This is a genomic window from Streptococcus mitis (assembly GCF_001281025.1).
In the GTDB taxonomy this organism is placed as follows: Bacteria; Bacillota; Bacilli; order Lactobacillales; family Streptococcaceae; genus Streptococcus; species Streptococcus mitis_AK.
In genome coordinates this window covers 667,154-682,582 of the sequence record NZ_CP012646.1, presented here as the reverse complement: position 1 = coordinate 682,582, position 15,429 = coordinate 667,154, and the positions used below count along the sequence as shown (strand labels likewise).

Annotated in this window: 6 protein-coding genes and 1 pseudogene; 4 read left to right on the top strand and 3 right to left on the bottom strand. The window is 35.0% G+C overall.

Annotation, left to right across the window (positions count from 1 at the left end; all coding sequences use genetic code 11):
• Positions 1 to 6: 6 nt before the first annotated feature.
• Together RN80_RS03515 and RN80_RS03510 are read right to left on the bottom strand one after the other, a co-directional pair.
• Positions 7 to 903 (bottom strand): carbohydrate ABC transporter permease, encoded by an 897-nt coding sequence (locus tag RN80_RS03515; protein WP_000870790.1) that lies wholly within the window; start codon positions 901 to 903, stop codon positions 7 to 9.
• A gap of 17 nt (positions 904 to 920) precedes the next feature.
• Entirely contained in the window at positions 921 to 1,814 is an 894-nt protein-coding gene (locus RN80_RS03510; protein WP_060627525.1) for an ABC transporter permease, read from the bottom strand.
• A 30-nt stretch (positions 1,815 to 1,844) separates the two neighbouring features.
• On the opposite strand from RN80_RS03510, the gene RN80_RS09645 reads away from it, so the two are divergent.
• From RN80_RS09645 to RN80_RS03485, 4 genes and pseudogenes are all read left to right on the top strand, one after another.
• A protein-coding gene (locus RN80_RS09645; protein WP_155455657.1) for an IS3 family transposase occupies positions 1,845 to 3,193 on the top strand; the annotation gives its coding sequence in 2 pieces (ribosomal slippage) (positions 1,845 to 2,286 and positions 2,286 to 3,193; 1,350 coding nt in all).
• Positions 3,194 to 3,478: 285 nt separating this feature from the next.
• Positions 3,479 to 5,149 (top strand): sensor histidine kinase, encoded by a 1,671-nt coding sequence (locus tag RN80_RS03495; RefSeq protein ID WP_060627523.1) that lies wholly within the window; start codon positions 3,479 to 3,481, stop codon positions 5,147 to 5,149.
• Positions 5,130 to 6,668 (top strand): response regulator transcription factor, encoded by a 1,539-nt coding sequence (locus RN80_RS03490; protein ID WP_060627521.1) that lies wholly within the window; start codon positions 5,130 to 5,132, stop codon positions 6,666 to 6,668. The genes RN80_RS03495 and RN80_RS03490 overlap by 20 nt, the downstream gene beginning before the upstream one ends.
• A gap of 179 nt (positions 6,669 to 6,847) precedes the next feature.
• Positions 6,848 to 7,198, top strand: a pseudogene (locus RN80_RS03485) (tyrosine-type recombinase/integrase); the annotation flags it as partial.
• 392 nt (positions 7,199 to 7,590) lie between these two features.
• On the opposite strand, the gene RN80_RS09910 reads toward RN80_RS03485, so the two are convergent.
• Positions 7,591 to 15,381, bottom strand: a complete 7,791-nt coding sequence (locus tag RN80_RS09910; protein WP_155455665.1) for an SIALI-17 repeat-containing surface protein — start codon at positions 15,379 to 15,381, stop codon at positions 7,591 to 7,593.
• Positions 15,382 to 15,429 lie beyond the last annotated feature (48 nt).

The following is a 15,429-nucleotide window of genomic DNA, read 5'->3' as shown; positions in this document are numbered from 1 at the left end:
TTTCTCCTATTCTTTCAACGCGCCAATCATTACGCCTTGATTAAAATATTTTTGAACAAAGGGATATAGCAACATTATCGGAGCGGTTGAAATAACAATTGCTGCATATTTCATCATATCGGCTTTGATACGAAGATCTGATGCAACTTCTCCTGTTGCTTGCGATTGTAACATTTGATTACTAATTAGTAAACGTCGTAAAATTAATTGCAATGGTTGTAAATTTTCATTCGTTAAATAAATTAAAGCATTAAACCACGAATTCCAAATACCAACTGCGGTCCAAAGTCCAATAACTGCTATAATAGCTTTTGATAAAGGAACGACTATCTTAATAAAATAACGAATTGTACCACATCCATCAATTTGCGCAGCCTCCCACATCCCGTCTGGAATACTATTATTAAAGAAAGTTCTAGCAACAATAATATTGTATGATGAAACCGCAAAAGGTATTACCATTACCCAAAATGTATCAATTAGGCCAACATTCTTTACTGTTAAGTAGGTAGGAATCAAGCCACCTGATACGAACATAGGGATTATGTATAGAATACTCATCCATTTTCTACCAACTAATTCTTTTCTAGATAAAGCATAACCAGCTGGAATATTGACTACTAAAGCAACTAAGGTACCAACAACAGTATATAAAATGGTATTTAGATAGCTACGTAAGAATAAAGGTTGTTGAATAAGACGTAAATATCCATCTAATTTCCATTCTCTAGGAATAAACCATACCTTTCCATTTGCAACATCTGAAGGATTACTAAAAGATGCAATCACTACAAACCATAACGGATAAACAATTAACAGGATAAGGAAAATTGCTAAACCATAGGTAACTATATCAAATAATAATTCAGAGTTTGTTTTTCTTGATTTATGAAACCATTTCACCTTGAGCACTCCTTCCTTTAAAAAAGACCCGTTCTAGTATATCTTTTCGAGAACCAGTTAACAGATAACAAAATTATTAGATTGACTACGGTGTTAAATAACCCTATAGCTGTCGAATAACTATACTGAAAGTTCACCATACCAACTTTATAAACATAGGTCGAAATTATCTCACTTCCTGCTAAATTAAGTGGATTCTGTAGTAGTAACACTTTCTCAAAACCTACACTTAATAAACTACCTGCTCTTAATATTAGTAAAATCATAGCAGTTGGCAAAAGTAATGGTAATTCTATATGCCTAATTTTTTGTAATCTAGAGGCACCATCCATAGTTGCAGCCTCATAATATGTAGGATCAATTGCAGAAAGCGCTGCTAGATAAATAATACTATCCCAACCAATATGTTGCCATACATCACTCCAAACATAAACACCTGCAAAATTACTAGGTTTTGATAAAAAATCTGGAATAGTAATTCCAACAGACTTAAATACATTCGCTAACAAACCACTAGTAGGAGATAAAAATAATATAATCATCCCACACATAACCATTGTAGAGATAAAATGGGGTAAGTAAGTTGTCACTTGAAATATTTTTCTAAATTTCCCAACTCTTAACTGATTACTAATTATAGCTAGTATAATAGGCAAGGGGAATCCTACTACAATACTATAAAGTGAAATTTTTAATGTATTGAACATAGTTGTCCCGAATTGGAATGATGAGAAAAACTGAGTAAAGTACTTAAATCCTACCCACTGACTAGCAAATATCCCATTGGCTGGTGAATAGTCTTTAAATGCAATAATTAGTCCCAACATGGGAATATAGGAAAACAAAATTAATAGCAATATTGAAGGAAAAAGCAATATATATAACTGAACTGCCCCCCAAAAGTTAGACAGAAAAAATCTAACTTTTGGGGGGCTTTTATTATGAAATTAACTTATGATGATAAAGTTCAGATCTATGAACTTAGAAAACAAGGATATAGCTTAGAGAAGCTTTCAAATAAATTTGGGATAAACAATTCTAATATTAGGTACATGATTAAATTGATTGATCGTTATGGAATAGAGTTCGTCAAAAAAGAAAAAAATCGTTACTATTCTCCTGAATTAAAACAAGAAATGATTGATAAAGTCCTACATGAAAACTGGTCTCAAGATAGAGTTTCTCTCGAATATGCTCTCCCAAATCGTGGTATGCTTCCAAATTGGATGGCACAATACAAGAAAAACGGGTATACTATTGTTGAGAAAACAAAAGGGAGACCATCTAAAATGGGACGTAAACCAAAGAAGAAACCCGAAGAGATGACAGAGTTAGAACGACTTCAAGCAGAAAACGAGTATCTGAGAGCGGAGAATGCTGTCCTAAAAAAGTTGAGAGAACTCCGCTTGAAGGAGGAAAAAGAGAAAGAAGAAAGACAGAAATTGTTCAAGAATTAATCACTGATTTTTCGTTAGATATTCTTCTAAAAACCATTAAACTCGCTCGTTCGACCTACTACTATCATTTGAAACAGCTAGACAAACCAGATAAGGATCAAAAGCTTAAAGCTGAAATTCAAGCTATTTTTACCGAACAAAAAGGAAATTACGGATATCGTCGAATCCATTTAGAATTAAGAAATCGTGGTTATGTGGTCAATCATAAAAGAGTTCAACGCTTTATGAAAGTGCTCAATTTACAAGCTAGAATCCGCAAGAAACGCAAGTATTCTTCTCATAAAGGAGATGTTGGCAAGAAAGCAGACAACCTTATTCAACGCCAATTTGAAGCAGCTAAACCAATGGAAAAGTGTTATACGGACGTGACAGAATTTGCCATTCCAGCAAGCGCTCAAAAGCTTTACTTATCACCAGTTTTAGATGGCTTTAATAGCGAAATTATCGCCTATAATCTTTCAACTTCACCCAACTTAGAACAAGTAAAAACAATGTTGGAACAAGCATTCACAGAGAAGCGCTACGAGAATACGATTCTCCATAGTGACCAAGGCTGGCAATATCAACACGATTCTTATCATCAGTTTCTAGAGGGTAAGGGAATTCAAGCATCCATGTCACGTAAAGGTAACAGCCCAGACAACGGCATGATGGAATCTTTCTTTGGCATTATGAAATCGGAGATGTTTTATGGTTATGAGAAGTCATTTGAGTCGCTCAACCAATTGGAACAAGCCATTGTAGACTATATTGATTACTACAACAATAAACGAATTAAGGTAAAACTAAAAGGACTCAGTCCTGTGCAATACAGAACTAAATCCTTCGGATAAATTAATTGTCTAACTTTTTGGGGTCAGTACAAACGGAATACTATGCTTTAATTTTATTTTATGAAGTTGAGATACTACTTTCATTTTTTTCCTCCTATCTGATTTTCTACGATTATTTTACACCGTATAGAATTCCCTTAATATAACTTTTTGGACTAGGTTTATCAATTTTTCAGTTTATCATTTCTAAGAACTATTACTTTTCCGACATCTCGATAAAACATATCTGTTTTGTACATGATATCGTATTTTCAAAGTGATATAATTTAAATACGAGGCTAGTATATGAAATTAAATCGCGAGTTATCAAAAAAACATTCTATTCATTTTTTCTTTAAACTCCTACTTGTACTACTATTGATAAATATTTTAATCAATATTGCTATGAGTAACATAACCAGAAATTTTATTAAAAACCAAAATATAGTACACCTACGTAGTTCAATTGAAATTTATGCTGATTCTGTTAATGAGAAATTGCATTCTGTAGAACGCTTTATGTACTCAACAATAACGCATAATGAATCTTTAGAGAAATTAAATCATGTACAAACGTTTCTTGAGTATCAAGAAAATCTTAAAAAAGTTCAAACTAGCTTTACAGAGTTTGAATATCAAAATGAAACTCATATGACATTCTTATTAGAAACCGATAGTACTGATCATTTTATAAATGTCTCCAATCTTTATATTCCATATGAAGATTATCTACTGTTAAAATCAAATCTAAAATCATTGCGTAGTGATATAAGTGACCGTAAATGGAAAAATGTAACTACTAAAAACAGCGAATACTTAGTTAAATCTGTTCATTACGAAGGAAAAATCATTTATGCCGTCATATCTTCAGAAGATATCCTAAAACCTCTCAATAAACTTAATATTGGTAATAATGGCAAACTCTCCCTAAAAGAGCCTAACAATATACCGTCCGCTAATTACCTAATTCATGCCCAAAATGAAAAAACGCATTTACCCTTCGATATTTATGTTTTAGTCGATTATGCCGAAGTCTTTAGAAATATCACACTCTTAGAAGTATTTTTATCAGCCGTTCCTATCATTATCACAATTTTATCAATCATCATTATCCTGTATATTCGTCAGTGGATGATTAAACCTATAACAAGACTCACTGAACGGCTCTCTCAATTTGGGGGCTCCATCCCCCCTTCTGAATTTTTTATATCTGAAGGTATACTAGAAATTGATAAGGCAAATGATAAACTTAATAAAGTAATATTTGACATGCAAGAATTAAAAATACGGGAATACCATTCACAACTAGAACTTAAGAAGATAGAACTTAATTATCTTAAGAACCAAATTCGTCCGCATTTCTACTTAAATATGTTATCAATGATTCATAGTATGCTTCAAACAAAAAACTATAAGGAAATTGAAGAGTTAACTATCCTAACTTCAAATTATCTCCGTCATTTATTTATGGCTAATCAAGATTTTTCAGAACTTAAAGATGAAGTTCAGCATATTAGAGATTATTTAGAAATACAACGAATTCGATATGGAAATAGCATCTACTTTTCACTAGACTACAATGATGACCTACAAAATACTCTTGTTCCATCGTTACTGTTACAAACATTTATTGAAAACACAATCAAACACGGTTTTTCATTTCAGGATTTATTTACAATTTTGCTATCGATAAAAAAAGTAAAAACTGAGAACTCAGATTATATTCAGATTTGTATCGAGGATAATGGTCCAGGTTTCTCTGAAGAAATTTTATCAAAACTAAATCAGAAACAGTCTCTAATAACAGAAGATGGACATCATATCGGGATCACAAACACCATCGAACGTTTAAATCTTCTCTATCCCAACGACTATACTATTACATTTAAAAATAATGAAGAAGGTGGGGCTAAAATTCTTTTACTCATTCCATACAAGATTATAGACGGAGGTTATAATGAACATCTTATTAGTTGATGACGATCGTTTTATCATTGAAGCTTTACGAGAGAAAATAAATTGGGATAAACTACACATTGACATTGTTTATGTTGCCTATAGCCTCTCTCAAGCTCAAAATATTATTAGAGAGCATCCTATTGATCTCATGATAAGCGATATAGAAATGCCTCAAGGCAGCGGCCTCGAACTCTTATCTTGGATTAGAAATGAAAAATATGATATAAAAACAATTTTTTTAACTAATTACGCCGACTTCAACTATGCTCAAAAAGCAATTGAATTGCAAAGCTTCGAATACTATCTAAAACCCATTAACTTTGAAAAATTAGAATTTATTATTCAAAAAGCCATTAGTAAAATTGAGAATCATAACTTAAATGGAAAAAATGATTCGCTTTTACAAATAGAAGATAATTTCTGGTATGATTACCTTAGAAAACCTCAAATTTCTCGCATTGATGAACTAGAAAACATAGCGAGCAAACAAGATTTTATTCTTAAAAAACACCAGTATTTTTTCCTTGCAGTTTTAACAATTAATCTTAATGAAGAAGATTATTCTATAGAAACTCCATCATGGACTTCTCAACTAAAAAGAGAACTTCAAAGAATTTCACAACCTTCTTATAAACTGATAAGTTTGTTTAAGATGGAAAGCCAGGTTGATCAATATGTTTGTCTTTTTAGAGTAGACTCATCAAAACGTAGTGACAAATTAGCATGTGAGATTCATTCTCAAATTTCTAATAACTTTAGTAAATGCTCCAACATTATATATAAGAGTTGCCATAAAATATCCGATGTTTTATTTCATACTAAAGAACTCTACACTTATAATGAACAATATGTTTCTTATTGGGATACTATTACATGTGTTCCACATAGTTTTCCAACTTCTTTCAAAACAGAAACTCTTTCAATTGCGTTTTTAGATAGCTTAAGCGAATATGAATTAAGAGAAAAAATTAATTCACTCGTCTATAATTCTCAAATCCCTACTTTCACGCTACAACAAATTTTACTAGATTGGACTCAACAAATAGGAATATATCTAGATCAAAAAGGAATTTCGGCACATAAATTGTTCCAAAACAGCACTCATGATTTCTTATTCCAACGACGCTTTCATTCAATTGAATCTTTTCAGGATTACTTTGATTATTACTGGTCACATGCTAAGAAATTTGCAACAAACATTGAAAACCAGAAAAATAGTATTCAACGCATTGTCGAATACATAGATCATCACTACTATGAGGATATAAATCGTTCTATATTAGCAGATATGGTTTACCTCAGTGCAGATCATTTAGCTAGAATTTTTAAAAAAGAAACTGGAGAAACTCTTGTTAAATATATAACGGATAAGCGCATTAATGCTGCTAAATCTCTCCTATCTCAAACCAATATCTCGATATCACAAGTATCTTGTCAAGTAGGGTATGATAATTATTCTTACTTTACTAAAATTTTTAAACAAAGGACTGGACTTTCTCCTGGAGATTACCGTAAAACATATCAAAATAAAGTGTAAGCAATCTAAATCATTGAAATGATAAGTAAAATTCAAGGTCTATAGTAATTTTTGAAATTCTACAGTTTTTCCAAAGATAAGTTAAATGATAATTTTTTAGATTATCATCAGCACAATATCTTTCAGTCCAACATAGCTCCAAAAATTTCTTTAAAATTGTTGATAAGGCAACTTCTTAAAAAGAGCAACAAAAATATGAACTAGCAAAGTTTGGCATCATCAGTAATCCAGAATAATTTGTTTTTACATATATCGACACAAAAGGAAACATCAACAAGGCTTTACATGCTGACTATCTAAACAATAAAATGAAAAATATCAGAAAGCGATATAAAGAACTAGCACATGTTGTACCTCATAAACTGCAACATACAGGAGCGACACTTGCAAAACAAGCAGGACTCTCACTCGAAGCTATTTCAGAAGCTTTAACTCACAGTGATAAAGAAGTAACTAAGACTTATGTCAACACTTCAAATGTCATTCCAATGGCTGTTGGAGAGATTGCTTATCGCAATCTTAAAAAGTAATGGTGTGAACTTTACTAAAAATCATCAAAAAAACACCCCATGGTGTGAACCATGAAGTGTTGTAAATGCTGTATTGTAGCTGGTTCTTAACGTTTTGAGAACTGGCTAGCTTTACTAGCTTTCTTAAGATCTGGTTTTTCTACATTATGATATTTATGGTAAATTATCACTAAAATCAAGTTCTTTTAAGAGATAAATCCTCAATTTTTACATATATAATCCTTTTAAAAATCAAGAGGTTATTACTTTTTAGTTTTCGGAGCTTATGTAGTTGAGAAAGAAATACAATAAAATTAATAATACAACATCCCCTAACAATTACTGACCGTTAGGGGATATTTCTATTCACCGAATATATTTTACATTCTTGTATTCATTAACTCCGTCAAAGATCATTCTTCGTCTTCTTTTTTACTTAAAATGAAGAAGCCTAATCCAAAAAGAATTGAACTTGTTGCTACAGATAAGAGTCCTAAACTATTTGCCGTACCAGTTTTCGGCAAGGTTGTTTGAGTTTCTTTCTGTTTCACTTCATCTTTTTCTGGTTGAGCATGTGTTTCATTTGTAGGAACATGAAGAGCATCTGGAGTCTGTTCAGGTTTCACATTATCATTTGTTTGAGTTACTCCTGAAGAGGTAACTTTTCTAAAGATATGTGTAACTACTTCTCCATTTTCATCTACTTCAGTTCTTACAAATTCATAACCTTCGATTTCACCATGTTCAAATGCTTCATTTTCCTCACCTAATACTTTAGGAGTTTTCGCATCTGCTGGTTTCAACTCATTACCGTTTTCATCAAGCCATTTAGTAATAATCAGTTTAACTTTTGGTAATTGAGCTGGTTCTGGAAGTTCACCATTTATAGCAATGTTTCCATTAAACTCTGAGAACTCATGAGTTGGTGCATCCGGTGTACTTGTTCCACCCATAAACTCAGGAATATCTACACTTGGTGGTATGATGAGGTTTCCATTTTCATCTACACCAGTCGATCCAATTGGGTCTGTGTATTCTGGCACTTCACTTATTGGTGCATCCGGTGCGTTTACACCTCCTGTGAAGTCTGGTGCTTCTACTATTGGTGGTACGATGAGATTTCCATTTTCATCTACTCCAGTTGAACCAATTGGGTCCGTATAGTCTGGAATTTCGTTTGTCGGTGCATCCGGTGTGTTTACGCCTCCTGTGAAGTCTGGTGCTTCTGGTTGTATTTCTGGTGTGCCGTTAGCATTTATTTGACGGACATTGACTTTCACTTCAACTTCTTCGCTGGTGCCATCTGGGTAAGTTACGAGTACTGTTCCTGGATGATCGCCTTTTTCTGTTGTTGATGGTGCTCCATTTTTCCATTCGAATCTTGTGTTTGGTGGTAACTTATCGATATTGCCGATGCTATTTCTTGCTTCTGGCACTGTTCCGTTATCCACTGTTTGTGCTTTTGGTTGTGGATCGTATTCATCTTTTTGTGGCGTTACTTCGACTGTTACTGTCACTTCTTCCGTACTCTTATCTGGGTAAGTGATTAATACTTTTCCTGTCTTACTTCCTGGTTTACTTGTATCTGGTTGTTCTGACCAGCTATATTTTGTTCCTTTTGGTAAGTCATTTGTATTAATACTTTTCTCTGGATCTGGTACTTCGTTATGTCTTACTTTTTGGTTCGGTTGTTTTGCCGTTGGGTTAAACGTTTCTTTTTGTTCTTTGACCCTTACTGGTACTTCGACTTCATCTTCCGTTCCATCTGGATAATGCACTAACGCTACTCCTGGATGACTTCCTGGTGTACTTACATCTGGCGTTGTCTTCCATGTAACAGTTGTTCCATCTGGTAAGCCTGTTTTGTTTACACTTGTTTCTGGATCTGGCACATGACCATTGTCCACTTCTTGCGCGATAGCTGTTGGTGTGTATTCATCTTTTTGTGGCGTTACTTCGACTGTTACTGTCACTTCTTCCGTACTCTTATCTGGGTAAGTGATTAATACTTTTCCTGTCTTACTTCCTGGTTTACTTGTATCTGGTTGTTCTGACCAGCTATATTTTGTTCCTTTTGGTAAGTCATTTGTATTAATACTTTTCTCTGGATCTGGTACTTCGTTATGTCTTACTTTTTGGTTCGGTTGTTTTGCCGTTGGGTTAAACGTTTCTTTTTGTTCTTTGACCCTTACTGGTACTTCGACTTCATCTTCCGTTCCATCTGGATAATGCACTAACGCTACTCCTGGATGACTTCCTGGTGTACTTACATCTGGCGTTGTCTTCCATGTAACAGTTGTTCCATCTGGTAAGCCTGTTTTGTTTACACTTGTTTCTGGATCTGGCACATGACCATTGTCCACTTCTTGCGCGATAGCTGTTGGTGTGTATTCATCTTTTTGTGGCGTTACTTCGACTGTTACTGTCACTTCTTCCGTACTCTTATCTGGGTAAGTGATTAATACTTTTCCTGTCTTACTTCCTGGTTTACTTGTATCTGGTTGTTCTGACCAGCTATATTTTGTTCCTTTTGGTAAGTCATTTGTATTAATACTTTTCTCTGGATCTGGTACTTCGTTATGTCTTACTTTTTGGTTCGGTTGTTTTGCCGTTGGGTTAAACGTTTCTTTTTGTTCTTTGACCCTTACTGGTACTTCGACTTCATCTTCCGTTCCATCTGGATAATGCACTAACGCTACTCCTGGATGACTTCCTGGTGTACTTACATCTGGCGTTGTCTTCCATGTAACAGTTGTTCCATCTGGTAAGCCTGTTTTGTTTACACTTGTTTCTGGATCTGGCACATGACCATTGTCCACTTCTTGCGCGATAGCTGTTGGTGTGTATTCATCTTTTTGTGGCGTTACTTCGACTGTTACTGTCACTTCTTCCGTACTCTTATCTGGGTAAGTGATTAATACTTTTCCTGTCTTACTTCCTGGTTTACTTGTATCTGGTTGTTCTGACCAGCTATATTTTGTTCCTTTTGGTAAGTCATTTGTATTAATACTTTTCTCTGGATCTGGTACTTCGTTATGTCTTACTTTTTGGTTCGGTTGTTTTGCCGTTGGGTTAAACGTTTCTTTTTGTTCTTTGACCCTTACTGGTACTTCGACTTCATCTTCCGTTCCATCTGGATAATGCACTAACGCTACTCCTGGATGACTTCCTGGTGTACTTACATCTGGCGTTGTCTTCCATGTAACAGTTGTTCCATCTGGTAAGCCTGTTTTGTTTACACTTGTTTCTGGATCTGGCACATGACCATTGTCCACTTCTTGCGCGATAGCTGTTGGTGTGTATTCATCTTTTTGTGGCGTTACTTCGACTGTTACTGTCACTTCTTCCGTACTCTTATCTGGGTAAGTGATTAATACTTTTCCTGTCTTACTTCCTGGTTTACTTGTATCTGGTTGTTCTGACCAGCTATATTTTGTTCCTTTTGGTAAGTCATTTGTATTAATACTTTTCTCTGGATCTGGTACTTCGTTATGTCTTACTTTTTGGTTCGGTTGTTTTGCCGTTGGGTTAAACGTTTCTTTTTGTTCTTTGACCCTTACTGGTACTTCGACTTCATCTTCCGTTCCATCTGGATAATGCACTAACGCTACTCCTGGATGACTTCCTGGTGTACTTACATCTGGCGTTGTCTTCCATGTAACAGTTGTTCCATCTGGTAAGCCTGTTTTGTTTACACTTGTTTCTGGATCTGGCACATGACCATTGTCCACTTCTTGCGCGATAGCTGTTGGTGTGTATTCATCTTTTTGTGGCGTTACTTCGACTGTTACTGTCACTTCTTCCGTACTCTTATCTGGGTAAGTGATTAATACTTTTCCTGTCTTACTTCCTGGTTTACTTGTATCTGGTTGTTCTGACCAGCTATATTTTGTTCCTTTTGGTAAGTCATTTGTATTAATACTTTTCTCTGGATCTGGTACTTCGTTATGTCTTACTTTTTGGTTCGGTTGTTTTGCCGTTGGGTTAAACGTTTCTTTTTGTTCTTTGACCCTTACTGGTACTTCGACTTCATCTTCCGTTCCATCTGGATAATGCACTAACGCTACTCCTGGATGACTTCCTGGTGTACTTACATCTGGCGTTGTCTTCCATGTAACAGTTGTTCCATCTGGTAAGCCTGTTTTGTTTACACTTGTTTCTGGATCTGGCACATGACCATTGTCCACTTCTTGCGCGATAGCTGTTGGTGTGTATTCATCTTTTTGTGGCGTTACTTCGACTGTTACTGTCACTTCTTCCGTACTCTTATCTGGGTAAGTGATTAATACTTTTCCTGTCTTACTTCCTGGTTTACTTGTATCTGGTTGTTCTGACCAGCTATATTTTGTTCCTTTTGGTAAGTCATTTGTATTAATACTTTTCTCTGGATCTGGTACTTCGTTATGTCTTACTTTTTGGTTCGGTTGTTTTGCCGTTGGGTTAAACGTTTCTTTTTGTTCTTTGACCCTTACTGGTACTTCGACTTCATCTTCCGTTCCATCTGGATAATGCACTAACGCTACTCCTGGATGACTTCCTGGTGTACTTACATCTGGCGTTGTCTTCCATGTAACAGTTGTTCCATCTGGTAAGCCTGTTTTGTTTACACTTGTTTCTGGATCTGGCACATGACCATTGTCCACTTCTTGCGCGATAGCTGTTGGTGTGTATTCATCTTTTTGTGCACGAACATTTACAGTTACATTCACTGTATCTTTTGAGCCATCAGGATATGTTACAGTTACTACTCCTGCTTTATCTCCAGGTCCTGTTGTTGTACTTGGAGTTGTTGCCCATGTATAGGTTGTTCCTGCTGGTAATCCATTTTTATTAACACTTGTTCCTGCATCTGGTTTTACATCATAACTCACCGTTTGTTTTTGCACATTAGGAGTTGCAGTATATTTCGTTGTCATTGATTTGACGGTAATCGTAAATTGTCTTTGACTAGGATTGTCTGCATTATCTGTTACTTGAATAGTTGCAGTATAAGTTTTACTATCTTGTCCAACAGGTAATTTTGTTACTTCTTGAACTCCATTTTTAAATTTAATTGTCTTAGTCGCATTGTCATATACTAAGAAATCTGGTAAGCCCGTTACCGTTGTTGATTTAACACCAGTTCCTCCTGTATTATCAGTAGCTGCAACTTTTATAGAAGGTAATGTTCTATCCAATGCAATTAAATCCCAATTTTGTCTATCACTTGGTGTTGTGATCGTTGGAGCTGTTATGTCTTTTACTTCTAAAGGTATGTCAACTGGATCTGTCGTATTATCTAAATAAGTAACAGTCGCTTTAATCGTTTGAGTTCCTGCATTTGCTGTACTAATCGTTCCAGCAGTAACGGATTTCACCTTACTATTACCGTTATTACTAATAGCAACTGCTGCTTTTAAGTCATTATTTGTAATCGGAACATTTTGATTTCTAACGATTTTATTTCCTGTAGGAGCATATTCATCGCTTAACTTACGAACACTTACAGTTACATTCACAGTATCTTTTGAAGTATCTGGATAAGTGACTTCTACTACCCCAGATTTGTTACCAGGGCTTGATGTATCTGGTTTTGTTTTCCAAGCATATGTTGTCCCTGATGGTAATCCTGTTTTATTGATATTTGCTTCTGCGCTTGGTTCATCTTTATAGCTAACTGTTTGTGTTTGAGAATTTGCAGTTGCTGTATATTTGAAAGTTTGTGGTTTCCATACAAAACGAATACGTCCTGGTGCTCCATTATCATTCGCATGACCTACATGTTCATAGTTCGCATTTCCAGCCGGATCTTCGGTGTATAAATAACGAGTAATTGATTTTTCACCGGTAAATGGTTGATTATTAATATTCCCACTCACCGTAATTGTCGCCGGTTGTGCATCTGAACCTGTAGTTTCAGATTTAATCTTAGTTGCTGTTAGATATAAACCATCTGGGCTTCCTCCACCTAAATAGCTACTATCTTCTTGTCCTAATCCCTGTCTATTATCTGCTGCAAATGCTAAGTAAACTTTAGAAACTTTTCCATTATTATCTTTTGCTTTTAAAGTAATATTATTGTTTTCATGTGAATATAGATAAATTTCTTGATTACCAGGATTATCATACGGAATTTCTACTGTCGGTCTAATATTATCAACAATCTCAACAGGAATATCGACTGTTTTCATCGTCGTATTTCCACGAAGAATTTCAATTTGTTTATGATGAACCGTTGGTCTTGAAGTATCTACAGTAGATCCACCTTTCCAACGAATCGTCAGATCGGTCGCAGGTGCTGTTCCATTTGATAAAGTGATATAACTTCTAGCATCACCAAGTTCACCACTTTGATGTTGATTAATACGTTTGTCTTGTTTTCCTACAAAATCTAGCACTGTATATGGTGTCGATACATCTTTAACGGCTCCATTTTGATAAGTTACTGTAACAACAGCATTTCGTGTTCCCGATTGTTGTAAATTAAATGGTGTTTTCCATGTTACATCAACAGTTGATGGAAGTTCATTTCCTGTTTTTGACTTCACTAGATTTCTAGGATTTTTGTAAAAATCGTGTGGGTCACCGTATAATGCCGTAATACTTTGATGTTTTGCTATTGCATCATTCTGTGCATTTGTTTGGATTGTTTTAGGTGCAAATCCATCTTTAAAGTGAATCGTCATTGTTGCACCGTCAGCAGAAACTTCAGCATGATCATAGTCTACATGCACTGGTCTTTTAACTACTCCCGGGTGTGCAGCCTCAAACTTTTTAATTAAATCCGTTTTTTCGGCTTCCGTTAAGTGACGGACATCATCTACATAAGTTGGTGTTGCCAAATCATTAACCGTATTACGCTCACTTTGAGCTTTTACATGAAATGTATAAGTAATACTATTTTCTGGGTTCTTTCTTCCTGCAGCGATAGTTACTCTATAATCACCCGGTTCAACAGCTTCTCCCGTTTTATCATAACGCCCAAGCCACCCTCTGATTACCGCTTTAACTTCAGGATTATTAACAGGCCATGCACCAGATGTAATATCCTGAAAGTCTTCCTTTCCAGTACGAGGATTTTTATAAGCAACTCTCAATGTTATACCTTTAAGCTTATCTAAACCACTAATAACACCTACAGTTTTTAAATAATATGGTGTTCCATCTTCCTCTCCTCTCTTTTCTCCATATTGATACTTATATAAAGGTTCTCCTGGACCTCTTTGACCTAAAACTCTCATAAATGAGTATATCTCATCAGAATTATAATACGTCAAATCAGTTCTATTTTCTTTAACTAACCCAGCTTCTCCTCTTCCATGCTGATTTTGCGTAGGTAAAAAGTATACCGCCCTAAACCCACTCTCACCATTCCCAGCAATCGGTTGTCCATTTCGTGGGTCACGTTTACCAGAATGAGCTCTTGTCATTCGGTTGGCTACTTTATTTCGAAGGCGTGTGACTTCTTTTAGGAGCGACTCTACCTCGTCCTCCCTGTTACTATCTTCAGAAAGTTTTTCAGCTGTTTTAACTAATTCTTTCTCAGTATCGCTGAACTCATAATTTATTTGATTAGCTAAACTATGAATTTCATTTACAGTTTCTGTTACTTTTGTTATTTTTTCTTTGCTTAAATCTGATTTCTCTTCTTTTTGAGGCTCAGCTTTTTCTCTAGACTCTGAGGCTTTTTCTTTTTCAGGTTTATCCTCTAATTTTTCAAAAGATTCTTTAAGAGCTTTCTCTTCTTTATCTACCTCTTCTTGACTTACTGTCGGACTTTCCATCAGTTGTTGTACGCGCGACAAAGAAAGATTCAATTTCTCTACTGAATCTATAGTTTTTTTGCTTAAGTCTATATTCTTAATTTTTTCTATTAATTCGATTAAAGATCGTTTATTAACCTCTGTTTTAGCTACATCCTCTTTTTTATCGAGCTCATCAGATTTTTTTGATAATGGAGAAGTGACTCCCAAATTAATCTCATTATCTTCCTGCTTAATTACTTCCTCTTTAGATGTTTTACCTTTATCCCTATCTTCTCCATCTTCTGCCGAGTTCATTGATGTAACAACTGAAGATGCCACTTCATCTGCTCTGACAACTTGTGTTTGTTGCAATCCTATTGCACCAGTTGCTAAAAAAAGAGTACAGCCAAAAAGAAAATGCTTCCCTTTTTTTACCATTCTCCAATTCTTTTGATTTATTCCTTTACGATTAAATAACATAACAGAAACCCCTTAATAAAGCATTAATTAATACAGTTCATTATATCA

Coding starts and splice junctions, on each gene's coding strand:
- RN80_RS03495 (WP_060627523.1), top strand. CDS start 3,479: ATGAAATTAAATCGCGAGTTATCAAAAAAACATTCTATTCATTTTTTC.
- RN80_RS03490 (WP_060627521.1), top strand. CDS start 5,130: ATGAACATCTTATTAGTTGATGACGATCGTTTTATCATTGAAGCTTTA.
- RN80_RS09910 (WP_155455665.1), bottom strand. CDS start 15,381: ATGTTATTTAATCGTAAAGGAATAAATCAAAAGAATTGGAGAATGGTA.